This window comes from Arthrobacter sp. 05T410 (genome assembly GCF_056396505.1).
On the sequence record NZ_JBFTLP010000018.1, the window covers coordinates 38971 to 63562 of the forward strand.

Consider the following 24592-nt stretch of genomic DNA (forward strand, 5'->3'; position numbering starts at 1 on the left):
AGTCCGCCGACCAGGAGAACCGAAGCGCCTTGCACCTGAAAAGTTTGACCGTCCGGGGATTCAAGTCGTTCGCCTCGGCGACGACCTTTGAATTCGAACCGGGCGTCACCGCCGTGGTGGGCCCCAACGGCTCGGGCAAATCCAACGTGGTGGACGCGCTGGCGTGGGTCATGGGCGAACAGGGAGCCAAGACCCTCCGCGGCGGCAAGATGGAAGACGTGATCTTCGCCGGCACCTCGGGCCGGCCGCCCCTGGGGAGGGCGCACGTCTCGCTGACCATCGACAACAGCGACGGCGCCCTCCCGATCGAATACAGCGAGGTCACGATCTCGCGCACGCTGTTCCGGACCGGCGGCTCGGAATACGCCATCAACGGCGCGGGATGCCGGCTGCTCGATATCCAGGAGCTGCTCTCTGACTCGGGCCTGGGCCGCGAGATGCACGTGATTGTCGGCCAGGGCCAGCTGGACAAGGTCCTGCACGCCACCCCCGAGGACCGGCGCGGCTTCATTGAGGAGGCCGCCGGCATCCTCAAACACCGCCGCCGCAAGGAAAAGACGGTCCGCAAACTCGAAGCCATGCAGGCCAACTTGTCCCGGCTCAGCGACCTCACCGGCGAAATCCGGCGGCAGCTGACCCCGCTGGGCAAACAGGCCGAGGTGGCCCGGCGCGCCCAGAGCGTCCAGTTCGAGGTCCGTGACGCCCGCTCACGGCTCCTGGCCGACGACCTCGTTGCGCTGCAGTCCGCGCTGGCGCAGGACGTGGCGGATGAATCGGCGCTCAAGGCACGCCGCGCCGTCGTCGAACGCGACCTCGAGGCCGGGCGGCAGCGCCAGGCCGTCCTCGAAGGGCTCGCAGCCGAGGCCACGCCCGCGCTGAACGCCGCGCGGGAGAACTGGTATTCGCTTTCCACCGGGCGCGAACGGCTCCGTTCCCTCGGTTCGCTCGCAGAGGAACGCCGCCGCCTGCTCGGCGCCGCGGACGTGGTTCCGGACACCGGCCGGGACCCGGACCAGCTGGAGCAGCAGGCCGCCCGCGTCCGCGACGAGCAGGCCGGGCTGGAACGGCAGATCCTGGACCGCACCGAGGCCCTGGACGCCGCGACAGCCGCCAAACACTACGCCGAACAGGCCGCCGCCGCCGAGGACAAGCGGCTCGCGGCCCTGCTCCGCGCCGCCGCGGACCGGCGTGAAGGCCTGGCCAAGCTCGCCGGGCAGGTCGGCGCGGCACGGTCCCGCGTCGAGTCTGCCCAGTCCGAGCTCGGCCGCCTCCGCGAATCGCAAAAGGCGGGCGAGGAGCGCCGCCGCCAGGCGCACAGCGAGTTCACGGCCCTGGAAGCGCAGGTCGCAGGGGTCGAGGACGGCGAGGAATCGCTCGACGCCGATTACGAGGCCGCGAGCGAGGCCCTCGAAACCATCATCGCCGAAATTGACGCCCTGAAGGCGGCCGAGCGTGAAGGCGAGCGGGAACGCGGCGCCCTCATGGCCCGCCGCGATGCCCTCCAGCTGGGCCTGAACCGCAAAGACGGCTCCGGGCATGTGCTCGGTGTGGCAGCCGGGGACCTGGCTGACGGGGTCCTGGGATCGCTGGCATCCATGATCGCCGTGGATCCCGGATTCGAGGCCGCCGTCGCCGCCGCACTCGGCAGCGCGTCCGACGCCGTGGTGGTCCGGGACCAGCAGACGGCCGCCGCTGCCGTGCGGCTGCTGCGCGCGGACGACGCCGGCCGTGCCGCGCTGCTGCTGGCCGGCCCCCCGGCCGGGTCCCCGCCGCCGGTGGCCGATGCGCTGACGGCCGATGCATTGTCGGCCGATGCAGTAGCCGTCGGCAGCACGCTTCCCGCGGGCGCGCGCTGGGCTGTGGATCTGGTGGATCTTGTGTCGGCGGCGGCACCGGATGCCGCCGGCCTGCCGCTGCCCGCCCTGCTGGCCGGCGTCGCCGTTGTCGAGGACCTGGATGCGGCCGTGCAGCTGATCGCCGCGCGTCCCGAGCTGACCGCCGTGACCCGGACCGGGGACGTCTTCACGGCGCTGACCGTGACCGGCGGCTCCGCGTCGGCGCCGTCGCTGCTGGAAGTCCAGGCCGCCGTCGACGACGCCGCGTCGAAGCTGGCCGCCGTCACCGCCGCGCTCGAACGCAACCGCTTCGCACTCTCCACCGCCCGGACCCGGCGCGCCGAAGCCCGGGACCGTGCCGACGCGGCCCTCGCGAAACTCCACGACTCCGACGCGAAACTCGCGGCCGTCGCCGAACGCCTGGGCCACCTGAACGCGGTGCTGCGCAGCGCCGTCGCCGAAAGTGATCGGCTGGCCGCGTCCCTGGCCAGGGCTGAGGCCCAGATTGTCAGCGAACAAGGTGCGCTGGAAGCGGTGGCGGCCCGGCTCGCCGCGGCCTCAGAGGCCCCCGCGGAGCAGGAACCTTCCCCGGAGCACCGGGATGCCCTGGCACTGGCCGCCTCGCTGGCCCGCACGGCCGAAATGGAAGCCAGGCTCGCCCTGCGCAGCGCCGAGGAACAGCTCACGGCCACCCGCAACCGGGCGGCGTCGCTGGAACGGGCCGCCGCCACCGAACGCCGGGCCCGCGAGGAAGCGGCGGAACGGGCCCGCCGCCGCCGGCTCCAGGCCCGGCGCGCCGCCGCCGTCGCCGTCGCCGTGCAGCAGGTCATCGGATTCATCGACGTGTCCGTCGAGCTGGCCCGCCGCGAGCGGGACAGCGCCGAGGAACGCAGGGACGCCATGGACCTTGAACTGGCCGGGGTCCGCAGCGGCAACGACGCACTGGCCCGCGAACTGGCCGAACTCACCGACTCCGTGCACCGCGACGAGCTCGCCCGCACGCAGCAGCGGCTGCGGATCGAGGCGCTGGAACTGAAGAGCGTGGAGGAGCTCGGGCTGACTGCCGGGCAGCTCGTGGCCGACTACGGACCGGACCTGCCCGTCCCGGTCCCTGCCGGCGACTCGGCGGACAAATGGGCCGCACTGCGCGCCCCGGTGGACCAGGACGGACGCGAGATTTCCGACGGCAAGCCCTTCGTCCGTGCGGAACAGGAAAAGCGGCTCAAACGCGCCGAACGCGACCTCGCGGCCCTGGGGAAGGTCAACCCGCTGGCGCTCGAGGAGTTCGCCGCGCTTGAGGAGCGCCACCAGTTCCTCAGCACCCAGCTCGAAGACCTGAAGTCCAGCCGCAAAGACCTGCTGGACATCATCAAGGAAGTCGACGACCGCGTCCAGAAGGTCTTCGCCGAGGCCTTCGAGGACACCTCCCGGCAGTTCGTCCGCGTCTTCGCCCGGCTGTTCCCCGGCGGCGAGGGCCGGCTGGTCCTGACCGACCCCACCGACATGCTCACCACCGGCATCGAAGTCGAAGCCCGCCCCGCCGGCAAGAAAATCAAGCGGCTCTCGCTGCTTTCCGGCGGCGAACGCTCCCTGACGGCCGTGGCGCTGCTGGTGGCCATCTTCAAGGCACGGCCCTCGCCCTTCTACGTCATGGACGAGGTCGAGGCCGCGCTCGATGACACCAACCTGGGCCGGCTCATCACCATCTTCGAAGAACTCCGCGAATCCAGCCAGCTGATCGTCATCACGCACCAGAAACGCACCATGGAAGTCGCCGACGCCCTCTATGGCGTCACAATGCGCGGCGACGGCGTCTCCACGGTGATCAGCCAGCGGCTCAGTGCGGAGATCTAGGCAAACGTCCAGGTCCCGGCACGACGGCGCCCGCGCGCAACAAAAGCGCTGGCCACGGCCCATTTGGGGTTTGTGAGAAGCTAGGGGAGTGAACGATATCCTCCCCATCATTCTGCCCATTTTCGCTGTCCTGGTGGTCCTCGGTGTGCTGATCCCGGTGCTCACGAAGACCCGGAAGAGCGCCAAGACCTACACCGGCCCGCGTGACGCAAACGACCCCGTGCAGGCCCCGGGAGCCGGAACCCTTGTGGAGGACCGTCCCGCGCAGGCGCAGGCGCCGGCACCGGCACGGACCTCGCCGGACGGCGTCGAACTCGAAGAACCAACCCTCGAAGTTCCGGACGACGCAGCCGGGCTGGAAACCGTCCCGGTGGAAACCCCGCTGCCGGTGGCCGGGCGGCTGATGCGGCTGCGCGAGCGGCTGGTCAAGTCCAACAACATCCTCGGCAAGGGGCTCCTGGCCCTGCTCTCGGCAGACAAGATCGATGAAAACGTCTGGGATGAGGTCGAGGAAACCCTGCTGCTGGCCGATCTCGGCACCGAACCGACCATGCAGCTCGTGGACTCACTCCGCGAACGCGTCAAGGTGATGGGCACGCGGGACCCTGAGCACGTCAAGGCCCTGCTCCGGGAGGAACTCATCAAGCTCGTGGATCCGACCATGGACCGGAGCCTGAACGTCGAGCGCCACGGCGACAAGCCCGCCGTCATGATGGTTGTCGGCGTCAACGGCGTTGGCAAGACCACCACCGTGGGCAAGCTGGCCCGCGTGCTCGTGGCCGAGGACAAGGACGTGCTGCTGGGCGCGGCGGACACCTTCCGCGCCGCCGCCGCCGAGCAGCTGGCCACGTGGGGCCAGCGCGTCGGCGTGCCCACCGTGAAGTCGGACATCGACGGCGCGGACCCGGCCTCGGTGGCCTACGAGGCCGTCAAGGCCGGCATCGACCAGGAAGTCGACGTCGTCATGATCGACACCGCGGGGCGCCTGCAGAACAAGGTGGGCCTCATGGACGAGCTCAGCAAGGTCAAGCGGGTCATCGAAAAGCTGGCCGAGGTGGACGAGGTGCTGCTGGTCCTGGACGCCACCACCGGCCAGAACGGACTCAACCAGGCCCGGGTATTCTCCGAGGTCGTGAACATCACCGGGATCGTCCTGACCAAGCTGGACGGCACCGCCAAGGGCGGGATCGTCGTCGCCATCCAGAAATCCCTCGGAGTCCCGGTGAAGCTGATCGGCCTGGGCGAAGGCGCCGACGACCTCGCGCCGTTCGACGCCGAAGGCTTCGTGGATGCGCTGCTGAACTAGCCCGCACCGCAACAAAAAGAGTGCCCCGGTCCTGTCTGGCCAGTTCAGACGGGACCGGGGCACTCTTTGTTCGAGCGGCTAGTACTTGAAGTTCAGGACCGTCACTGTGCCGGCCGTCAGCTTGAACTGCTGCGTCTGGGACTTGAACGCGAAGCCGGGCACCGTGGCGCGCTTGGCGAGGGGCGTGGGCTCGGTCTTGGCGCCATCGATGACGGTCTCGTCCTCGGCTGCGTAGCTGGGTCCGCTGAGCTGGGTCATGGTCCCGGTGACCGGTTTGCCCGGAAGGTTCAGGGTGACGGAAGTCTGCGCGGCCTTTTCGGGGTCGTTTTCGTTGATGATCACCACGCTGGTGCTGCCATCGGCGTTCTGCAGCGCGTAGCTGAACGCCGGGCCGCCTCCGGTGCTGTTCACTTTCATGAACTTGCCGGCCTCGAGCTCGGCCACCATGGAGATGCCGAAGAAGTTGGCCCGGCCGGACATCTGGCCGTTGCCGAACGGGTAGGCCCCGGCGCTGCAGATGGCGGACAGGGGCGGGCCGCCCTTGCAGGTCAGCAGCGAGCTGTGGAAGCCGATTCGGGTGATGCCCAGCTGGGCGGCGGTGAGGGCATAGTCTGCCGCCCACAGCGCAGATGCGTGGGTGCGGGAGGTCTCGTTGGAACCGGGGCACGCCGAGATCCCGGTTTCCGGAATCCAGGTTTCCAGGCCGGCGGCCTGGCCCACCGCGAGGGCCGCCTTCTGGTAGTTGACGCCACGGTCGTGCATCGTTCGGCTCATCGCGTTTGCCAAGGTAGGCGAGTCCTGGGGCAAGCTGCCGTCACAGTTGGAGAGCGGGTAGTGGTGGAACGTCAGGATCTTCTTCTGCGGGAGGTCCGCATCGACGAACGGCTGCCACCACTTCTGGTCGTAGGCGCCCGGGCCGGAGATGGGCACGTTCGGCGCCACTGCATAGATCGCGTTGGCGTAGTCCTTCAATTCCCGAATGTACTGATCCAGGCTGTAGCCGCTGCCGGACTTCACATCGTTGAACACGAAGCCGTTGGGCTCATTGCCCACGGTGATGCTCAGCAGCCGGTCGCCAAGGATTGCCGAGGCGTTCTTGGCCATGTCCGCGGCCCGCGCCGGGTTGTAGTGGCCCAGGTCCACTGTGAGGCTGACCCTGGCGTCGCCGGCCTCCAGCAGAGTCTTGAGCCGGACCAGGTCTGCCGGGCCTACGGCCTTGACCGGGTGCGTCTTGTCGCCCTTGTAGTCGGCAGGGACGGCCTCGCCGCTGGAGGTCCAGAAGAAACGCCGGTCCACGGCGTTGCCGCCGAAACGCAGGACCGGCTGGTCGATCTCCTTGAGCAGCTTGACCATGGACGCGTTGTCGCTGCTGAGGTCGGGATCGGCCAGATCCGTGGCCTCCAGGGAAATTCCCGTCATGCCTTTGTTCAGGGAAGTGCCCACGAGGTCGCTGGAGACATCGACCTTGAGGGGCTCAACCTTTTCCAGCGGCGACCCGGCCGGCGGACCCGGCTGCGCGTAGTAGGTGACGGTCGGTCCCACCTCGGCAGGGGCGAGCGCCGGTGCCGACTGGGCGGGGGAAGAAGCGGCCGGCGGGGCCGGCGTCGGGTTTCCGAGGGCGAGTGGAACCAGTACTGCTGCGGCGACGGCGACAATTCCGGCGCCGGCGATCAGCCCTGCGCGCTTCCTGTTTCCCGCGCTTGTGCCCGCACTCTTACCGGGGTTTGCGGGTAGGGCGGGGTCGGGGCTTTCGGCTTTCCCGGGGGAAGAGTCGAATTTGGCCATGGGGGATTACCTCCGGAAGTTTGTGCACGTGCCCCCAGCTTAGCCAAGGGCGGAGGCCGCCGCTGACCGGAAGGCCCTGGACAACGTCCTGTGCACGGTCCCGGACAAGGTCCCGGTGGAGGCGCTGCCCGGATCGGGCCAGCGGCGGCAACGCCGCAGGTCAGGGGCGGACCGGGGCCGGCCGGCGGAACGTTTCGCGGGCCGGCAACCACACGGCGGCGGCGGCCAACAGGATGCCGCCAGTGACCCCAAAGGCCCAGCCGTAGCCCAGCCGGTCCGCCAGCAGCCCGGCCACCACCGGTCCGACAATCGCGCCGCTGTCGGAAGCCATCTGGAAGACGGCCAGGACGCGGCCGCCCGAGCGCTCGTTGCCGATCACGTCGGCGATGGCGGCCTGCTGGGCCGGTCCGAGCAGTCCGGAGCCGATCCCGGCGCAGGCGGAGGCGAGCAGGAACCAAGGCAACTCGTGCGTGAAGCCGATGGCCGCCGTGGCGGTGCCGGTGACCAGCAGCCCGGCCAGCAGGAGCGGCTTGCGGCCGAGGCTGTCCGCGAGCCGGCCGGAAAACGTCAGCGCCACCGCGTTGCCGCCGGCAAATACCGCCAGGGCCCAGCCGGCCGATTCCGGACCGGCGCCGAGCGCCACGACGGCGAAGAGCGGCACTGTGGCCATCCGCACCCCGAAGGTGGCCCAGCCGTTGGCAAAGCTCGAAAACAGGCCGGCCCGGTAGGCGCTGTCCCGCAGCGCGTCCCGCAGTTCCATCGCCGGGGCCGTGGCGCCGGGCTGCCGCGAGGCGGCGGGGACATGGCTGAGCTGGGTCTGCACCACGACGGCGGCCAGCACCAGGGCCGCCGCGTAGGCCAGGAACGGCACCCGCAAGCCGAAGCTGGCGAGCATCCCGCCGACGATTGGGCCGCAGACGTTGCCGATCAGGAAGGCGGAGGCATAGGCCCCGGAGACCCGGCCGCGGCTTTCCGGCGGCGCGAGGCGGACCACGAGCGCCATGGACGCCACCGTGAACATCACCGAGCCAGCCCCGCCGAGGCCGCGGAAGACCAGCAGCTGCCAGTAATTCTGGGCGAAGGCGCAGGCGGCCGTGGACACCGCGACGATCAGCAGCCCGGCCACATAGACCGGCCGTTCGCCCAGCTTCACGATCAGGGTGCCCGCGGCCGGTGCGAAGACGAGCCGCATGAAAGCGAAGATGCTCACGATCACGGCCGCGGCGGTCGCCCCGACGTCGAACGTGGTGGCGAACTGGGGCAGAACCGGTGCCACGAGGCCGAAGCCGATCGCAATCAGGAAGGCCGCCACCAGCATCACCTTGATGTCCCGGGGCAGCCGGGAACGGCCCGGGGCCCGGGAGGGCACCTCGGCTGCGGCGTCGCCGGCGGGGCGGGAGGTCTTGCTCATAATGCGTTCGTCCTTGGGAAGATGCGGTGCCGGCTGGCGGCGGGTCCAACAAGTGCGGGAATAATCCGCTGAAACATAACCGTAACAAGTGTGAGATGCACCATTTACGTCCGGGAGGTTCTTGTAACAACCCGGCAATGTAAATCCTCCGCCAGCGAAACACGGCCCCGCGAAACTCTTTCTAGAACGCAAATAAATGCGTTGGGACCGGCGGACTACTCCGCACCTAATAGCAAGAGAGGACGTAGACCATGGAACTCACCGCAAGTCTCGTTTGGCTCCTGGTCGCCGCGGCACTCGTGCTGTTCATGACCCCGGGCCTGGCATTCTTCTACGGCGGCATGACCCGCGCCAAGTCGGCTTTGAACATGATGATGATGAGCTTCGTCGCCATTGGAACCGTCGGCATCATGTGGATCCTGTGGGGCGCTTCGATGGCTACGACCAACGAAGACAACTTCTACCAGATCTTCGCCAACCCGTTCAGCCACTTCGGCCTGCACAACTTCACCGAACCGGCCGACCTGCTCAAGGTCGGCTACGCGGCCACGTTCGCGATCATCACGGTGGCCCTGATCTCCGGTGCGGTCGCCGACCGCGCCAAGTTCTCCGCATGGGTGGTCTTCACCCCCATCTGGGCCACCCTGGTCTACGCGCCGATGGCCTTCATGGTCTGGGGCGGCGGACTCTTCTCCGCGAATGGCTGGTTCGGCCAGACGTTCGCGCCGGTCATCGACTTCGCCGGCGGCACCGTGGTCCACATCAACGCCGGCGTCGCGGGCCTGATTCTGGTCCTGATCATCGGTAACCGCAAGGGCTTCGGCAAGGACCCGAACCACCGCCCGCACAACATTCCGTTCGTCATGCTCGGTGCCGCAATCCTGTGGTTCGGCTGGTTCGGCTTCAACGCCGGTGCCGCTGCCACTGTGGAGCAGGCCGGCCTGATCTGGATCAACACCCTGGCCGCCCCGGCCGCAGCCATGCTCGGCTGGCTCGCCGTGGAGCGCTTCCGCGACGGTCACCCGACCTCCCTCGGTGCCGCGTCCGGCGTGGTCGCCGGCCTGGTCGCCATCACCCCGGCCTGCGCCAACGTCTCCCCGCTGGGTGCGATCGCCCTCGGCGTCGTTGCCGGTGTGGCTTCGGCGCTCGCCGTCGGCCTGAAGTTCAAGTTCGGCTACGACGACTCGCTCGACGTCGTCGGCGTCCACCTCGTCTCCGGTGTTGTCGGCACGGTCGCAATCGGCTTCCTGGCCACCCCGACCCAGGGCGCCGCGGGCCTGTTCTACGGCGGCGGCACCACGCAGCTGGTCGCCCAGAGCCTCGCGGCAATGATGGCCATCGTCTTCACCGCCGTGATGACCTTCATCATTGCCTTCCCGATCCACAAGCTCATGGGCTTCCGGGTTTCCCAGGAACAGGAAGTTGTCGGCGTGGACCTGAGCCTGCACGCAGAGACCGCCTACGAGTTCGGCGTCGGCGGGCACGGCGGCAGCTTCCAGCCGCTGCACGAACTGATCACGGGCAAGCCGATGGGCGGCGAGCCGCAGGAGGAAGGCACAGCCGCCGAAGTGCCGGTGGACGCCGCGTCCAACGGCAAGCAGAACGCAACGGGCAAGGAAAGTGTGGGGGCATGAAACTGATCACGGCAATCGTCCGACCGGAAAAGCTTGAGGCTATTCGCGAAGGCCTGGAAGCCTACGGTGTGCAGGGCCTCACGGTCAGCGCAGCCAGCGGCTACGGCCGGCAGCGCGGCTACACCGAGGTGTACCGCGGGGCCGAGTACAACGTGGACCTGCTGCCAAAGATCCGGGTGGAAGTCCTGGCCACCGACGAACAGGCGGACGACATCCTGGATGTCATCATCGCCAGTTCCAACACCGGCCGGGCCGGCGACGGCAAAGTCTGGACGATGGATGTGTTCGAGGCTGTCAGGGTCCGTACCGGAGAGCGTGGTTCGGCAGCGATCTAGCTGCCCCCGCTCCATGCCGCTAGGGCCAACAGACACAGCGGCGTTGACACGGCACTGACACAGCGGGCCGGATACCTGAGAAGGTATCCGGCCCGCTGTGTCGTTGCTGCTTGTGTCGTTAGTGCTGTGTCGTTAGTGCTGTGTCGTTGCTGCTGTGTCGGCCCGGCGCGCCGCGGGATCCGCGCTGGCCCTGCCGCGACGAATCTAGGCCGGCCAGCCCTCCGGCCCCGGGGTCCCGGCCGGATATTCCTCCAGCGGGACATGTCCGGCGGTCCAGGATTTCAGCACCGGCGCCAGGATGCGCCAGCAGTCTTCGGCCGTGTCCGCCCGCACCGAGAGCAGCGGATCCCCGGTCAGCACGCCCTCGAGCACTTCACCGTAGGGGAGGAGCTCGGAGGCGCTCAGTTCGGCCTGCAGCGTGGCCCGGTCCAGGCTCAGGACATTGCCCGGGCCGTTCACGTCGACGTCGAACTGCAGCGTGTCCGGGCCAAAGCCGATCCGCAGCTGGTTGGGGGCGTCCACACCGGTGAACCCCTTCGGAAGGTGCGGCACCGGCCGGAAGGTCACCACGGCCTCCTTGCGTTTCTGGCCCAGCGCCTTGCCCGAGCGCAGGATGAACGGCACGCCCTGCCAGCGCCAGTTGTCGATCTCCACCTGCACCTCGGCGAGGGTTTCAGTAGCCCTGGACGCGTCCACGCCCTCCTCCTTGGCGTAGTCCGGGATGTCCCGGCCGTTGATCGAACCCGCCGTGTACCGGGCCCGGCGGCTGCTTTGGCGGTAGGGGGCCTTGATGCTGCTGGCCCGCAGCACTGTGGCCACGGCATCGCGGAGATCGCGTTCGTCCACGGATGCCGGCGGCTCGATTGCCATGAGGGCCATGATCTGAAGCAGGTGGCTCTGGATCATGTCGCGGAGCGCCCCGGCGCCGTCGTAGTAGCGGGCGCGGCCTTCGAGGGCGAGGTCCTCGTCGAAGATGATCTCGATTTTTTCGATGTTCTGCCGGTTCCACACCGGCTCCAGGAACGTGTTCGCGAAGCGCAGGCCAAGGATGTTCAGGACCGTTGCCTTGCCGAGGAAGTGGTCCACGCGGTGGATGTGGTCCTCCGGGACCAGCGCGGCCAGCGTCTTGTTCAGGTGGCGCGCCGACTGCTCGTCGGAGCCGAACGGCTTCTCCATGACCAGCCGGGTGCCGGCGGCCACGTCCTCCGGCGCCAGGGCCTCGCACGCGAGCTGGCTGACCCGCGGCGGCAGGGCGAAGTAGACCGCCACAGGTCCCTCCAGTTGCGCCAGGAGCCCGGCGAGCTGGCCCTCGGCCGTGACATCGAGCTGGTGGTAGGTGCTCTCCTTGCGGATCCGCTTGAGCTCCCGCTTGCCGTGGGCGTCGGCCTTGGAGTCCTCGTCCGCGAACGACTCCTCGATCCGGCCAAGCCACTGCTCCGGCGTCCAGGGGTCCGATCCCGCTCCCGCCAGGGCGAGGCCGTCTGCGCGGCCCCGGGCCACCAGGCGGGCAAGCCCCGGTAACAGGAGCCTTCCGGTGAGATCGCCGGAAGCGCCCAGGATGAGCAGGGTTTTTACAGTTGTTTGGCTGGTCACCTACGCCAGCATGCCATCTTGAAGGCGCATCTTGGTACCCTAGATAGTCGAGTCCTGTTGTCGTGGCGGTTCGTCCAGGCGAATACCAGTCGCGACGCTGGCGTGCCGCACCGGCCGCCACCTGTAGATCCACTGAAAGAAGTGCACGGCGCGTGTTCAATTCACTCTCTGACCGGTTGACAGCAACCTTCAAGAATCTGCGTGGCAAGGGCCGCCTGACCGAGGCGGACGTTGACGCCACAGTCCGCGAGATCCGGCGTGCCCTCCTGGACGCCGATGTCGCTGTGCCCGTGGTCCGGGAATTCACCGGCCGCGTGCGCGAGCGTGCCCTCGGCGCCGAGGTCTCCGGGGCGCTGAACCCGAGCCAGCAGATCGTGAAGATCGTCAACGAGGAACTCGTCGAGATCCTCGGCGGCGAGACCCGCCGGATCCGCCTGGCCAAGACCGGACCCACCATCATCATGCTGGCGGGCCTCCAGGGCGCCGGCAAGACCACCCTGGCCGGCAAGCTCGCCAAATGGCTCAAGTCCCAGGGCCACAGCCCCATGCTGGTGGCCTGTGACCTCCAGCGGCCCAACGCCGTCACCCAGCTGCAGGTGGTCGGCCAGCGCGCCGGCGTACCCGTGTTCGCCCCGCACCCGGGCGCCACGTCCACCGAACTGGACCACCCTGCCGGTGACCCCGTCGCCGTCGCCCGTGACGGCGTCGAGGAAGCCAAGCGCACCCTGCACGACGTCGTGATCGTGGACACCGCCGGCCGTCTCGGCGTCGACGCCGAGATGATGGAGCAGGCGCGCCAGATCCGCCGCGCGATCGTCCCGAACGAAGTCCTGTTCGTGATCGACTCCATGATCGGCCAGGACGCCGTCAACACTGCCCTGGCCTTTGACGAGGGTGTCAACTTCACCGGCATCGTGCTCTCCAAGCTCGACGGCGACGCCCGCGGCGGCGCCGCGCTCTCCGTCGCGTCGGTGACCGGCAAGCCGGTCATGTTCGCCTCCACCGGCGAAGGCGTGGACGACTTCGAGCTCTTCCACCCGGACCGCATGGCCTCGCGCATCCTCGACATGGGTGACGTCCTCACCCTGATCGAGCAGGCCGAGAAGTCCTGGGACAAGGATGAAGCCGCCCGGATGGCGAAGAAGTTCGCCGACCAGGAAGACTTCACCCTCGATGACTTCCTCGCCCAGATGCAGCAGATCCGCAACATGGGCTCCATGAAGAAGATGCTCATGATGATGCCGGGTGCGCAGAACATCCGCCAGCAGCTGGAGCAGTTCGACGAGCGCGAGATCGACCGCGTCGAGGCCATTGTCCGCTCGATGACCCCGCACGAGCGCGTGGCTCCGAAGATCATCAACGGCTCCCGCCGGGCCCGTATTGCCCGCGGTTCCGGCGTGCACGTCTCCGAGGTCAACGGACTGCTGGAACGGTTTGCCCAGGCCCAGAAGATGATGAAGAAGATGGCCGCCGGCGGCGGGATGCCCGGCATGCCGGGAATGCCCGGCATGGGCGGCGGGGGCGGCGCCCGCAAGGGAGCCAAGTCCGCGCCCAAGAAGAAGGCCCGCTCCGGCAACCCGGCCAAGGCGGCGCAGGAACTGCGCGACGCCGAGGCCCGGCGTGCCGCCGGCCCCAAGGCGCTGCCCACCGGAGCGTCGTTCGGCCAGCAGGGCGGCGACTTCGATCCGTCCCAGCTGAACCTGCCCAAGGGTTTCGACAAGTTCCTCGGCGGCAGCAAGTAGCCGCAAGTGCTGACGGCCGCCGGCACTGTGTCGCCGGCGGCATCAGCACTGAAGTGCCATAGGGTTAGACAATGTTCAAGCAGCGCGTAGTCTTCGTCCACGGGGACGGCAGCTTCGGCGCCGCCGCGTGGCCAAAACAGCACGGAATGGCGCTGGACTACGACGCCCTGTTCCTGCGGCGGCACGGGTTTGACGCCGTCGCGGAACCGCTCGAATCCAGCTTCGCCGCCGACGCCGCCATCGTGCTCGCCTCGCTGGCAGACGACGGCCGCGGCGAGGCCGGCGGCCATGTCGTGGCCCATTCGCAGGGCGCGATCGCCGCGATGATGGCCGCCGTCGAACGGCCCGACCTCGTCCAGTCGCTGACCCTGGTGGAACCGGCCTGCCTGTCCCTGACCGCGGAACTCCCGGCCACCGCCGCGCACCGGGCCCTCATGCAGCCGCTCTTCGACGTCCGCCACAACCTCAGCGACGACGACTTCCAGCGGGAGTTCATCCGCCGCGCGTTCGCGGCGGACGCCCCCGGGGCCACTACGCCGGAGGCCCTCCGGGCTGCGCGCCGGCTCCGCCTGCAGGCGCCGCCGTGGGAAGCCCCGCTGCAGATCGTGCCGGGCGTGCCGACCCTGGTCCTGACCGGCGGCTGGGAACCGCTGTATGAGGAAATCGCCGGCTACCTGCGCGAGACCGGCGCCCTGCACCGCACGGCGCCGGGAGGGCACCGGCCCCAGGATTCAGCCGAAGGGGACCGGGCCATCCGCTCCTACATCGCCGAGGTCAGCCGGCACCAGCACGCCCGGGCGTCCTAGGAAGCTGCGGGTTCTCCCACCGAGGGCTGCGGCAGGTAGACCTTGCCGCCCGAGGCGAGGAACTCGTTGCTCTTCGCCCGCATTCCGGCCGCCATCTGCGCTAGGGCCGCCTGCGAATCTGCTGATCCGTATTCGTCCCGGATGTCCTGGCTGATCCGCATGGAGCAGAACTTCGGACCGCACATCGAGCAGAAGTGGGCTGTCTTGGCAGGCTCCGCGGGAAGCGTCTCATCATGGAAGGCCTCGGCCGTGACCGGGTCCAGGGACAGCGCGAACTGGTCCCGCCAGCGGAACTCGAACCTTGCCTTGGACAGGGCATCGTCGCGTTCGTGCGCGCCGGGGTGGCCCTTGGCGAGGTCCGCGGCATGGGCGGCGATCTTGTAAGTGATCACGCCCGTCTTCACATCGTCCTTGTTCGGCAGCCCGAGGTGTTCCTTGGGCGTGACGTAGCAGAGCATGGCAGTGCCGTAGCGGGCGATCTCGGTGGCGCCGATCGCCGAGGTGATGTGGTCATAGCCCGGTGCGATGTCCGTGACGAGCGGCCCGAGTGTGTAAAACGGGGCGCCCTTGCAGAGTTCCTGCTGGCGCTCCACGTTTTCCCGGACGAGGTGGAAGGGCACATGCCCGGGGCCCTCCACCATGACTTGCACGTCGAAGTCCCAGGCCCGCTGCGTGAGCTCGGCCAGGGTGTCCAGTTCGGCGAACTGTGCCGCGTCGTTGGCATCCGCCGTCGCGCCCGGCCGCAGCCCGTCGCCCAGCGAGAACGCGACGTCGTAGCGTGCGAAGATCTCGCACAGCTCATCGAAGTGGGTGTACAGAAAGTTCTCCCGGTGGTGCGCCAGGCACCAGCCAGCCATGATGGAACCGCCGCGGGACACGATGCCGGTGACCCGGTTGGCCGTCAGGGGCACATACCGCAGCAGCACGCCCGCGTGGATGGTCATGTAGTCCACGCCCTGCTCGCACTGTTCGATCACGGTGTCCCGGAAGATCTCCCAGGTCAGGGCGTTCGCCTCACCGTTCACCTTCTCCAGCGCCTGGTAGATCGGGACCGTTCCGATGGGGACGGGGGAATTACGGATGATCCACTCGCGCGTGGTGTGGATGTCATCCCCGGTGGAGAGGTCCATGACGGTGTCCGCGCCCCACTGCGTGGCCCACTGGAGTTTGTCGACCTCCTCGGCGATGGAGCTGGTCACGGCGGAGTTGCCGATATTGGCGTTGATTTTCACCAGGAACGACTTGCCGATGATCATCGGCTCGGATTCGGGGTGGTTGACGTTGTTGGGAATGATCGCGCGGCCCGCGGCCACCTCGCTGCGCACCAGCTCCACATCGCAGTTCTCGCGCAGCGCGACGAACCGCATTTCCTGGGTGATGACACCGTCCCGGGCGTAGCGCATCTGCGTGACGGTCCTGCCCTCAACGGCCCGGCGCGGCACCGGCCGGCCGCCCCGCCACTCGGCCGACGCAGCACCGCGGCGCACCGCCGATTTGCCGTCGTCGAGCAGCTCCCGTTCGCGGCCGGCGTAGGGTTCGGTGTCCGCCCTGGCCTCAATCCAGGGGGTGCGGAACGGCTCCAGCCCGCGGACCGGATCGCTGCCCGGGCCGGCAGTGCGGTACACCCGGAACGGCGGGTTCCGGACGTCGCCCGGGGAGGGTTCCAGGGCGATCTCGGTCACCGGCACGCGGATGCCATGCTCCGGATCCGTGCTGAAGGCCAGCGAGTGGGACTTCAGCGACTGCGTGGTGGCTGCGGACTGAATTTGGACAGGGCTGTGCTGTGTCACTTGGGTGTTCACGGAAAAGCTCACTTCCTTCGCCGGCATTACCCGGACAGGTTCAACGGTCGCAGGCTGCGTCAGCCCGATCTCAGCCCCTGCAGGGGCACCCGTGTGGTCGTAGACGAAACTACCACGCACCTCCGGCCGGCCCTCGAGTGTGACGGAGTGCGGTCGGGCCGCGGTGTTAGCGTGGCATTGTGACTCTGCCCAGGGCCGTGCCCCGCATCCGGATGGCGACGCCGGAAGACCTCAAGGCGCTGCCGGTTCTCGAGGCCTCAGCAGACCGCATCCTCGAAGCGGAGCTGGGGAACCAGACGCTCCCGGCTCCGGAGTTGACGACGCCGGTTGAGCCGCTCTTCATACTTGTCGCCGGTAACCCGCCCGTAGGGTTTGCCCGCGTTGACGAGGTCGGCGGCCAGGCCCATCTGGAACAACTCTCCGTGCAGCCGGACTCCGCCGGGCGGGGGATAGGACGGTCCCTGGTGGAGACGGCCCTTGATGCGGCCCGGAGCCGTGGCTATTTATCGATGACGCTTTGCACCTTCGCAGGCGTCCCGTTCAATGCGCCGTTTTATGCGAGCTGCGGTTTCGAGGAACTCGCCCAGCCAGGACAGGCGTTGGGCGCCCTGCGGATCCACGAAGCGCAGCTGGGGCTGGACCGTCTTGGCCGGCGGATCGTCATGCGGATTAGGCTTTAGGTCATGACCGGCATCATCGAGTTCAGCGGCCCCATCCTCACCGCGGCGGACCAGGAACGCCGCGGGCTCTGGTCGGTGGGCGGCCTGCTGACCTTCCACCGTCCGGCCGCCGCGCCTGACCTCGTACTCGACGGCTGGGTCATGCCCGGCCTCGTGGACGCGCACTGCCACATCGGCCTCGGCCCGGGCGGGGACGTTACCGAGGACACCGCGGAATCCCAGGCCCTGGCGGACCGCGACGCCGGGACACTCCTGGTCCGCGACGCCGGCGCCGTCCACAACACACGCTGGCTGCAGCAGCGCGCGGACCTGCCCCGGATCATCCGCTCCGGCAGGCATCTCGCCAGGACCCGGCGGTACCTGCCTGGCCTGGCCGTCGAGGTCGAACCGGAGGATCTCGTCGAGGCCGTGCGCAAGCAGGCCAGGGCAGGCGACGGCTGGGTGAAGGTCGTGGGGGACTGGATTGACCGCGACGCCGGCGACCTCGCCTCCAGTTTTCCCGCCCGGACCATCAGGGACGCCGTCCAGGCCGCCCACGATGAGGGGGCCCGCGTCACCGCACACTGCTTCGCCGAAGACACCCTCGATGACATGCTGGACGCCGGGATCGACTGCATCGAGCACGCCACCGGGCTGCTGCCGCGGCACCTGCCGCGCTTCCTCGAACAGGGTGTTCCGATCGTGCCCACCCTGATCAACATCGCCACGTTCCCGGACATCGCCGCCCGGGCGGCGGCCAAGTTCCCCCGCTACGCAGCCCACATGCGCTCGCTGTGGGAGCGCCGGGCGGAGCGGATCCTCGAAGCCCACGAGGCCGGGCTGGCGATCTATGCCGGTACCGACGCCGGCAGCGTGATCAGCCATGGCAGGATCGTGGACGAGATCCAGGCCCTGCACGCCGCCGGCCTTTCCGCCGCTGCCGCCCTCAACGCCGCGAGCTGGTCCGCGCGGACCTGGCTCGGCGCGGAGTCCATCGGTGAAGGGGCAAGCGCTGATGTCCTCGTCACGGCCGAAGATCCGCGGAGCAATCCGGCCACGCTCCGCCGGATCCGGCATATCGTGCTGCGTGGGCTGCCGGTAGACCGGGTGCCAGTCCATGTTTTGGAATAAATTGAAGCTTCAAGTAATTTATCTTTATGTAGAGTCGCCGAAGGCCGGTGGCTACAGAATCCACGGAGCATTGCCATGACCGCAGAAGCCAGCACCCAGGACCTCCTTCCTGCCGAACTCACCATGGGCACCGTGATGCTCAAGGTCGGCGACATGAAGCTCATGACCGACTACTACCAGCGCGCCCTCGGCCTGGAGACTGTGGCCGAACAGGACGGCGGGCTCTACCTTGGGCGCCAGCAGAAGCCGCTGGTGCATCTGGCGCCTGCCCCGGGCCTGAATCTACCTTCCCGCGGCGAGGCCGGGCTCTTCCACACCGCCCTCCTCTTCGAGGACCAGCACTCCCTGGCGGCCACCATCGCCACCGCGGCCCAGTACGAGCCCCAGTCCTTCACCGGCAGCGCGGACCACCTCGTCAGCGAGGCGTTCTACTTCAACGACCCCGAAGGCAACGGCATCGAGCTGTACTGGGACCGGCCGCGGGCGGCGTGGTCCTGGGAGGGCAAGAACGTCGTCATGGACAGTCTCGCCCTGCCGCCGCAGCGCTACCTGCAGCAATACCTGACCGAGGAGTCCGTGGCCGGCCAGCGCCAGGCCGCCGCCGGCGTCGGGCACGTCCACCTGCAGGTCGGCGACGTCCAGTCGGCGCATGATTTCTATGTCGGCACGCTCGGCTTCGAAAAGACCGCGGGCTGGCACGGCCAGGCGCTGTTCGTCTCGGCCGGCGGCTACCACCACCACATGGCCATGAACGTCTGGAACAGCCGCGGCGCGGGCCCCCGGCGCGACACGCTGGGCCTGGGCGAGGTCCTCATCGAGGTGCCCTCCGGCGACGACGTCGCGGCCCTGGCCGACCGGCTCAAGGTTGCCGGCGTCGAATCCCACCACACCGGCGCCGAGCTGCGCTTCGAGGATCCGTGGCGCAACCGGATCCGCGTCGCCGTGCGCTAGAAGTTCTCCCCTAGGCAAGCTGGTCGCTGGACATGTCCAGCGCGCACAGCTCCCCCCGGACATGTCCACTCTTCGCCGGCGGGAACGCTGGGCATGTCCACTGCTCGCGGCCGGGACTCCGGAACATGTCCATTGCTCGCAGCCGGGAATGGACATGGTTGCCATATGTCCAGTACTCACGGCCAGGAGTGGGCATGCCCATCGGGCCTTGGTCGGGTTCCCGGGCCAGCGAGGGACATGTCCACTGTTTCCAGGCAGGACGTCGGAACATGTCCATTGCTCGCAGCCGGAAATGGACATAGTTGCCACATGCCCAGTGCTCAGGGTCAGAGGATGGCATGTCCAGCGGGCGGGGCGGGGTCGTGCTGAAGCGGCTAGGCTGAAGCGACGCCGAAAACAGCGGTCTGCGGACCGCCGAACCCTAAGGACCAGCTGCATGGGATTCACCGAACTCTTTGTGTCCACCCACGAAGAAGCCCTCAAGCGCGCCGGCGCACTGGAAGGCGGCGGCCCGGCCGCCCCGGGCGCCGTCCGCATCCCGGAGATCAGCGATTTCGAGGTGGAGCGGCTGGGAGACCTCGCCGGCGTCGCCGTGCACGCCCCGGGCGCGGACTATGAACTGGCCATGGTCGACGTGGCCAGCGACTCGCTGCTCGGCGTCCCGGCGGCAATGGTCCGCACGCTGGCGGAACTGCTCAACTATGAAACCGAAGGGGAGGGCGAGGTCCTGGAGGATGTCGCCGCCAACTGGGCCGCCGAGGAGGACATGCCCTTCGGCCCCGAAGAGGCCCGGGACTACGTCCGCCGGATCGCCGAGCTCGCCGCCGGCGTCGACCCCGCCACCAGGTCCGGCCTCTACGTCTGGACGTCCTGACCGGCCCTCGAGGCCGCTTCCAGGCCGCGCGCTGGTGCGCCGGGCACGTGTCAAGTCGAAATCCTGCCGGTGATCTGGCACAATGAACAGGTACTCGATCTGCGTGGCCCCTCTCTCCGCGTCTGGATCTTGTCCTTTAGAACCCCCAAGTACGGCCCGCCCCACGGGTGCAGAACGTCGGGCTCGACCCCGTTTCAGAAACAGGAGTGACCACAAAAGTGGCCGTAAAGATTCGCCTTAAGCGCTTCGGTAAGATGCGCGCACCGTACTACCGCATCGTCGTCATGGACTCACGCTCCAAGCGTGATGGCCGTGCTATCGAAGAGATCGGCAAGTACCACCCGACCGAAGAGCCCTCGTACATCGAGGTCGACACGGACCGTGCCCAGTACTGGCTCGGCGTCGGCGCACAGCCGTCCGAGCAGGTCGCCGCGATCCTGAAGATCACCGGTGACTGGCAGAAGTTCAAGGGTCTCCCGGGCCAGGAGGGAACCTTGAAGACCAAGGCTCCCAAGGCTGCCTTCGTTACCCCGGAAAAGGGTTCCGTGATCATCCCGGAAGCCATCACCAAGAAGGCCAAGAAGGACGAAGCTGCCGAGGCTCCCGCCGACGCCGCCGAAGCAGAGACCACCGAGGCTGAGTAAATTGCTGGCAGAAGCGCTCGAACACCTGGTCCGCGGGATTGTTGACAGCCCCGAGGACGTCAAGGTCAGTGCGAAGAACAACCGCCGCGGGGAAACCCTCGAGGTGCGCGTTCATCAGGACGACCTCGGACGGGTGATCGGCCGGCAGGGCCGGACCGCACGCGCATTGCGCACTGTGGTTGCGGCGCTGGCGGACGGCGAGCCGGTCAGGGTCGACGTCGTCGACACCGACCGCCGCCGGTAACGCTTTCAGCACTACTTGTCTTGAGTCCGGCCCCTTCACCAGATAATGGTGGAGGGGCCGGACTGTTTTCCCGTAATTCCGCACCAGAGAATACAGAATCACCAACCCCGAACAGAGGAACAGATGCAGCTCCAGGTGGCACGAATCGGCAAGCCCCACGGCATCCGCGGCGAAGTGACCGTCCAGGTGCTCACCGACGCGCCCGGCGACCGTTTTGTCGCCGGCACCCAGTTCATCGTTGAACCCGCCTCGGCCGGGCCGCTGACGGTGTTCAGCGCCCGCTGGAACAAGGACATCCTGTTGCTGGCCTTTGACGAGATCGAGACCCGCAACGAGGCCGAGGGCCTGCGCGGCGCCAAGCTGTTCATCGAAACCGAAGACATCGGCGCCGAGGACGACGACGAGGGCTGGTACGAGCACGAGCTCGTTGGCCTGGAGGTCCGGGTGGGCAGCAACGTGGTCGGCAAAATCTCAGGACTGCACACCCTGCCGGTCCAGGACCTGCTGGTGGTCACCACGGATGAGGGCAAGGAAGTCCTGATCCCGTTCGTCGAACAGATTGTGCCCGAGGTCAACGTGGGTGAAAAGTACGTCCTCGTCACCCCGCCGCCCGGACTGTTCGAGGTCAACACCGACGAGAATCCTGAAGCCGAGGGTGCCGCGGCCCGGAACTCCGAAGAGCAGGGCATCGCGTAGATGAGAATCGACGTCGTCAGCATCTTTCCGGAGTACCTGGCCCCGCTGGAGCTGTCGCTGATCGGCAAGGCCCGCCAGGACGGCCTGCTGGACCTCAAGGTCCATGACCTGCGGGACTTCACCACCGACCGGCACCGCACGGTCGATGACACCCCCTACGGCGGCGGCGCCGGCATGGTCATGAAGCCCGAACCCTGGGCTCAGGCCCTCACCGCCGTGGCCGCCGGGCGGTCCGGGGACGCAGGGGACGCCGGCGCACCTGACGACGCCGGCACCCCCGGCACTCCAGAGTCTGCCGGCCAGGAAACTGCCGCTAAGCCTGTCCTGATCGTCCCGTCGCCGGCGGGGGAGCGCTTCACCCAGGCCACCGCCCATCAGCTCGCCGAGGAGGACCTGCTGGTGTTCGCCTGCGGCCGGTACGAGGGCATCGATGAGCGGGTCCTGGAATGGGCGGCGGAGCACTTCACGGTGCGCCCGATGAGCCTGGGGGATTACGTCCTCAACGGCGGCGAGGTCGCCGTGCTCGCCATGGTTGAGGCCATCGGACGGCTGCTGCCCGGCGTCGTCGGCAACCCCGAGTCCCTCGTCGAGGAATCCCACTCCGACGGGCTGCTCGAGTACCCCGTCTACACCAAGCCCTCCAGCTGGCGGGACCGCGACGTCCCGGCCGTGCTGCTGAGCGGCAACCACGGAAAGATCGCCCAGTGGCGCCGGCATGAGCAGTACCGGCGCACCGCCGAACGCCGTCCCGACCTCCTCGCGGAGTTCGACGCCGGCAAGCTGCCGCGCGCGGACCGTACGGCCTTCTCCGACCTGGGGTACGACGTCGTCGACGGCCGCCTGCTGCGCCGTCCCGACGCCTAACCGCCGGGATTGGGCTAACCCGCACAAAATGTGGCAAAATTAGTCCTTGTGCCTGCTGGGTTGCGAACCTGCCACAGGGGGAGCGCTACCAACAGCCCGGCACCCCGGCCCCGTCTACTCCTGACAGGGCCGGATTGACAAACTTTCGGCGGAAATTTCCGGGCGGCGCATGCCACCGGCCCTGACCGCCGTAACCCAACGTGAGTGACCTGTGGCGTTCACCAGGAGTGGATCAATGCATATCCTCGATTCCGTAGATGCAGCCTCGCTGCGCACCGATGTTCCCGAGTTCCGCGCGGGTGACACCATCAAGGTTCACGTGAACATCATCGAAGGCAAGAACTCCCGCGTCCAGGTCTTCCAGGGCTTCGTCCTTGGCCGCCAGGGCGATGGCGTCCGCGAAACCTTCACCGTCCGCAAGGTCTCCTTCGGTGTCGGCGTAGAGCGTACCTTCCCGGTGCACTCCCCGATCATCGATAAGGTCGAGCTCGTCTCCAAGGGTGACGTGCGCCGCGCCAAGCTTTACTACATGCGCAACCTGCGTGGTAAGGCCGCGAAGATCAAGGAAAAGCGCGACTTCCAGACCGCCAAGTAAGCCTTTTTCGTCTTCCACGACAGGCTTCCACCGCGGATCCACGGACCGTATCCGGTGCGTCAGCTAGTGCGGCGCCGGAGCTATCCGCAACAGCGCACATTAGTTCACGACAGCGCCAGGGGATACGGAACATGGAACAGCCAAAACGCCAGCCCAGGAAACCGGGCTGGCGTTTTGCGTTGTTGGCCCTGGTGCTCGCCGTGGCCATCAGCGCCGTGGTCCGCTCCCTGTGGGTGGACATCTTCTTCATCCCGTCAGCCTCCATGGAGCCGCTCCTGCACACGGGGGACCGGATCGTGGTGGCGCGGACCGGCTTCCAAGCTGAGCCCTTGGGCCGGGGCGACGTCGTCGTCTTTGACGGCCGCGGTTCCTTTGCCCCGCTCAACAGTGGCAACGGCCCCGTGGTGGATGCCCTCGCCGAAGCCGGACGCTGGCTTGGCCTTGCGGGCAGCGACACCACGTATGTCAAGCGCGTCATCGGACTGCCCGGCGACCGTGTGGTCTGCTGCGACGCCGGCGGCCGGCTCACAGTCAACGGCCAGCAAGTTGCGGAACCGTATGTGTATCCGGGGGACACCCCGAGCGATGTGAAGTTCGCCGTCCAGGTTCCTGCCGGGCGGCTCTGGCTCATGGGGGACCACCGCTCGATGTCCGCCGACTCCCGGAGCCTCCTGGGCGCCCCTGGCGGGGGCATGGTGCCGCTGGAACGCGTCATTGGCAGGCCGGTACAGATCATCTGGCCGCTTGATAGATTTGCAGCAGTAGCGCGGCCCGAACCGGCTGCGACAACGACGACGACGAACGGACAGTAGATGCCCGAGACCGAACCGCGCACTCCTGATCCGCAGGGCCAGGACCGACCCCGGGTTACCGCCTCGGCGATTCCCGCGGATGAGCCGGCGGATCCACCGGCTGGTGCGCCTGCTCCTGCTCCTGCGTCGCAGGACGACAGCGCCGGTGCGCAGCGCGCTGATCGTATCCAGGCTGCCCGTATCGAGACTGCCCCGACCGCGGCTGGGCCGACCGCGCCTGAGCCGATCGCGGCTGGGCCGACCACGCCTGAGCCGACCGGGAAGGAGCGGGCCGACGGCCCCGCCCACGCCGATCCGACCTCCCGCCGGGCCAGGAAGGCCAAGGCCCGTGAAGGGCGCAGCCCGCTCTTCCTGTGGCTCAAGGAGGTTGCCACGGTGGTCGTCGTGGCGATTGTGCTGTCCTTCCTGATCAAGACCTTCCTGTTCCGGGCCTTTTACATCCCGTCCGAATCCATGGTCAACACCCTCGATGTGAACGACCGCATCTTCGTGAACCTGCTCGTGCCCGAGCCCATGGCGCTCCAGCGCGGGGACGTGGTGGTGTTCCGTGACAGCCAGGGCTGGCTTGCCCCCGCGGCTCCAAAGGCCAAGGGCCCCTTCACCTGGGTGCAGGACGGGCTGACGTTCGTCGGTTTGCTGCCGGACAACTCCGAACAGCACCTGGTCAAGCGCGTCATCGGGCTCCCGGGTGACCACGTGGTCTGCTGCGACCCCGGCGGACAGCTCACCGTCAATGGCGCGCCGCTGGACGAGAAATACATCAATGCCGCAGAGATTCCCCAGGTCCGCGACTTTGACGTCGTCGTGCCCGCGGGCAAGGTCTGGGTCATGGGCGACAACCGCAACCACTCCGCGGATTCGCGCGCCCATATGGACACCAACGGCGGCTTCGTCAACGAATCCGACATTGAAGGCAAGGCCGCCGTCATCGCTTGGCCGCTGAACAGGATGTCGGCCTTGGACAACTACCCGGACGTCTTCCGCAGCGTCCCCGCCCCGTCCGGAAAGTAATCCGCCCG

General features: G+C 68.0%; 21 protein-coding genes and 1 riboswitch. Of the genes, 17 read left to right on the forward strand and 4 right to left on the reverse strand.

Features of this window, described 5'->3' with window-relative positions; all coding sequences use genetic code 11:
- The first annotated feature begins 29 nt into the window (after positions 1-29).
- Positions 30-3689, forward strand: a complete 3660-nt coding sequence (gene smc / locus AC1DFR_RS17620; protein WP_476874039.1) for a chromosome segregation protein SMC — start codon at positions 30-32, stop codon at positions 3687-3689.
- A gap of 88 nt (positions 3690-3777) precedes the next feature.
- Positions 3778-4995 (forward strand): signal recognition particle-docking protein FtsY, encoded by a 1218-nt coding sequence (gene ftsY, locus AC1DFR_RS17625; protein ID WP_476874040.1) that lies wholly within the window; start codon positions 3778-3780, stop codon positions 4993-4995.
- Positions 4996-5073: 78 nt separating this feature from the next.
- Here ftsY and AC1DFR_RS17630 read toward each other — a convergent pair whose 3' ends face one another.
- Positions 5074-6780 (reverse strand): hypothetical protein, encoded by a 1707-nt coding sequence (locus AC1DFR_RS17630; RefSeq protein WP_476874041.1) that lies wholly within the window; start codon positions 6778-6780, stop codon positions 5074-5076.
- A 160-nt stretch (positions 6781-6940) separates the two neighbouring features.
- Positions 6941-8191 carry an MFS transporter gene (locus AC1DFR_RS17635; RefSeq protein WP_476874042.1) on the reverse strand — a complete coding sequence of 417 codons (1251 nt, stop codon included), beginning with the start codon at positions 8189-8191 and terminating at the stop codon, positions 6941-6943.
- Positions 8192-8442: 251 nt separating this feature from the next.
- Here AC1DFR_RS17635 and AC1DFR_RS17640 point away from each other — a divergent pair, with 251 nt between their 5' ends.
- Both AC1DFR_RS17640 and AC1DFR_RS17645 read left to right on the forward strand, forming a co-directional pair.
- Positions 8443-9825, forward strand: a complete 1383-nt coding sequence (locus tag AC1DFR_RS17640) for an ammonium transporter (RefSeq protein ID WP_476874043.1) — start codon at positions 8443-8445, stop codon at positions 9823-9825.
- Positions 9822-10160, forward strand: coding sequence for a P-II family nitrogen regulator (locus AC1DFR_RS17645; protein ID WP_028276847.1), 339 nt, complete (start codon positions 9822-9824; stop codon positions 10158-10160). Before AC1DFR_RS17640 ends, AC1DFR_RS17645 begins: the two co-directional genes overlap by 4 nt.
- Positions 10161-10364: 204 nt before the next feature.
- Here AC1DFR_RS17645 and AC1DFR_RS17650 read toward each other — a convergent pair whose 3' ends face one another.
- Positions 10365-11753: a glucose-6-phosphate dehydrogenase gene (locus AC1DFR_RS17650; RefSeq protein ID WP_476860306.1), complete on the reverse strand. Its 1389-nt coding sequence runs from the start codon at positions 11751-11753 to the stop codon at positions 10365-10367.
- 152 nt (positions 11754-11905) lie between these two features.
- On the opposite strand from AC1DFR_RS17650, the gene ffh reads away from it, so the two are divergent.
- Both ffh and AC1DFR_RS17660 read left to right on the forward strand, forming a co-directional pair.
- Entirely contained in the window at positions 11906-13495 is a 1590-nt protein-coding gene (ffh, locus tag AC1DFR_RS17655) for a signal recognition particle protein (RefSeq protein WP_223916506.1), read from the forward strand.
- 71 nt (positions 13496-13566) lie between these two features.
- The gene (locus AC1DFR_RS17660) at positions 13567-14301 is read left to right on the forward strand and encodes an alpha/beta fold hydrolase (protein WP_230011099.1); all 735 of its coding nucleotides are present in this window, start codon (positions 13567-13569) and stop codon (positions 14299-14301) included.
- On the opposite strand, the gene thiC is transcribed toward AC1DFR_RS17660, so the two are convergent.
- A complete protein-coding gene (gene thiC, locus AC1DFR_RS17665; protein ID WP_476874044.1) occupies positions 14298-16103 on the reverse strand; it encodes a phosphomethylpyrimidine synthase ThiC in 1806 nt (601 codons plus the stop codon). The two genes, AC1DFR_RS17660 and thiC, sit on opposite strands and share 4 nt — an antisense overlap.
- A riboswitch (TPP riboswitch) is annotated at positions 16099-16206 on the reverse strand. (Overlaps the previous gene by 5 nt.)
- 76 nt (positions 16207-16282) lie before the next feature.
- On the opposite strand from thiC, the gene AC1DFR_RS17670 reads away from it, so the two are divergent.
- The 11 genes from AC1DFR_RS17670 (at position 16283) to lepB (AC1DFR_RS17720) (ending at position 24584) form a co-directional block, all read left to right on the forward strand.
- Positions 16283-16783, forward strand: coding sequence for a GNAT family N-acetyltransferase (locus tag AC1DFR_RS17670; RefSeq protein WP_476874045.1), 501 nt, complete (start codon positions 16283-16285; stop codon positions 16781-16783).
- A 3-nt stretch (positions 16784-16786) separates the two neighbouring features.
- Entirely contained in the window at positions 16787-17893 is a 1107-nt protein-coding gene (locus tag AC1DFR_RS17675) for an amidohydrolase family protein (protein WP_476874046.1), read from the forward strand.
- 75 nt (positions 17894-17968) lie between these two features.
- Positions 17969-18844, forward strand: a complete 876-nt coding sequence (locus AC1DFR_RS17680) for a VOC family protein (protein WP_476848963.1) — start codon at positions 17969-17971, stop codon at positions 18842-18844.
- 436 nt (positions 18845-19280) lie between these two features.
- Positions 19281-19718 (forward strand): hypothetical protein, encoded by a 438-nt coding sequence (locus AC1DFR_RS17685; RefSeq protein ID WP_476874047.1) that lies wholly within the window; start codon positions 19281-19283, stop codon positions 19716-19718.
- 218 nt (positions 19719-19936) lie between these two features.
- Entirely contained in the window at positions 19937-20362 is a 426-nt protein-coding gene (gene rpsP / locus AC1DFR_RS17690; protein ID WP_026266438.1) for a 30S ribosomal protein S16, read from the forward strand.
- Position 20363: 1 nt separating this feature from the next.
- A complete protein-coding gene (locus AC1DFR_RS17695; RefSeq protein ID WP_018773450.1) occupies positions 20364-20606 on the forward strand; it encodes an RNA-binding protein in 243 nt (80 codons plus the stop codon).
- A gap of 123 nt (positions 20607-20729) precedes the next feature.
- Positions 20730-21302, forward strand: a complete 573-nt coding sequence (rimM, locus tag AC1DFR_RS17700; RefSeq protein WP_476874048.1) for a ribosome maturation factor RimM — start codon at positions 20730-20732, stop codon at positions 21300-21302.
- On the forward strand, positions 21303-22166 hold the full coding sequence (trmD, locus tag AC1DFR_RS17705) for a tRNA (guanosine(37)-N1)-methyltransferase TrmD (RefSeq protein WP_476874049.1): 864 nt from the start codon (positions 21303-21305) through the stop codon (positions 22164-22166).
- 235 nt (positions 22167-22401) lie between these two features.
- On the forward strand, positions 22402-22761 hold the full coding sequence (gene rplS / locus AC1DFR_RS17710; protein WP_018773447.1) for a 50S ribosomal protein L19: 360 nt from the start codon (positions 22402-22404) through the stop codon (positions 22759-22761).
- Positions 22762-22892: 131 nt separating this feature from the next.
- A complete protein-coding gene (gene lepB / locus AC1DFR_RS17715) occupies positions 22893-23573 on the forward strand; it encodes a signal peptidase I (RefSeq protein WP_079554792.1) in 681 nt (226 codons plus the stop codon).
- The gene (gene lepB / locus AC1DFR_RS17720; protein WP_476874050.1) at positions 23574-24584 is read left to right on the forward strand and encodes a signal peptidase I; all 1011 of its coding nucleotides are present in this window, start codon (positions 23574-23576) and stop codon (positions 24582-24584) included. It begins immediately after the preceding gene.
- Positions 24585-24592: the final 8 nt, after the last annotated feature.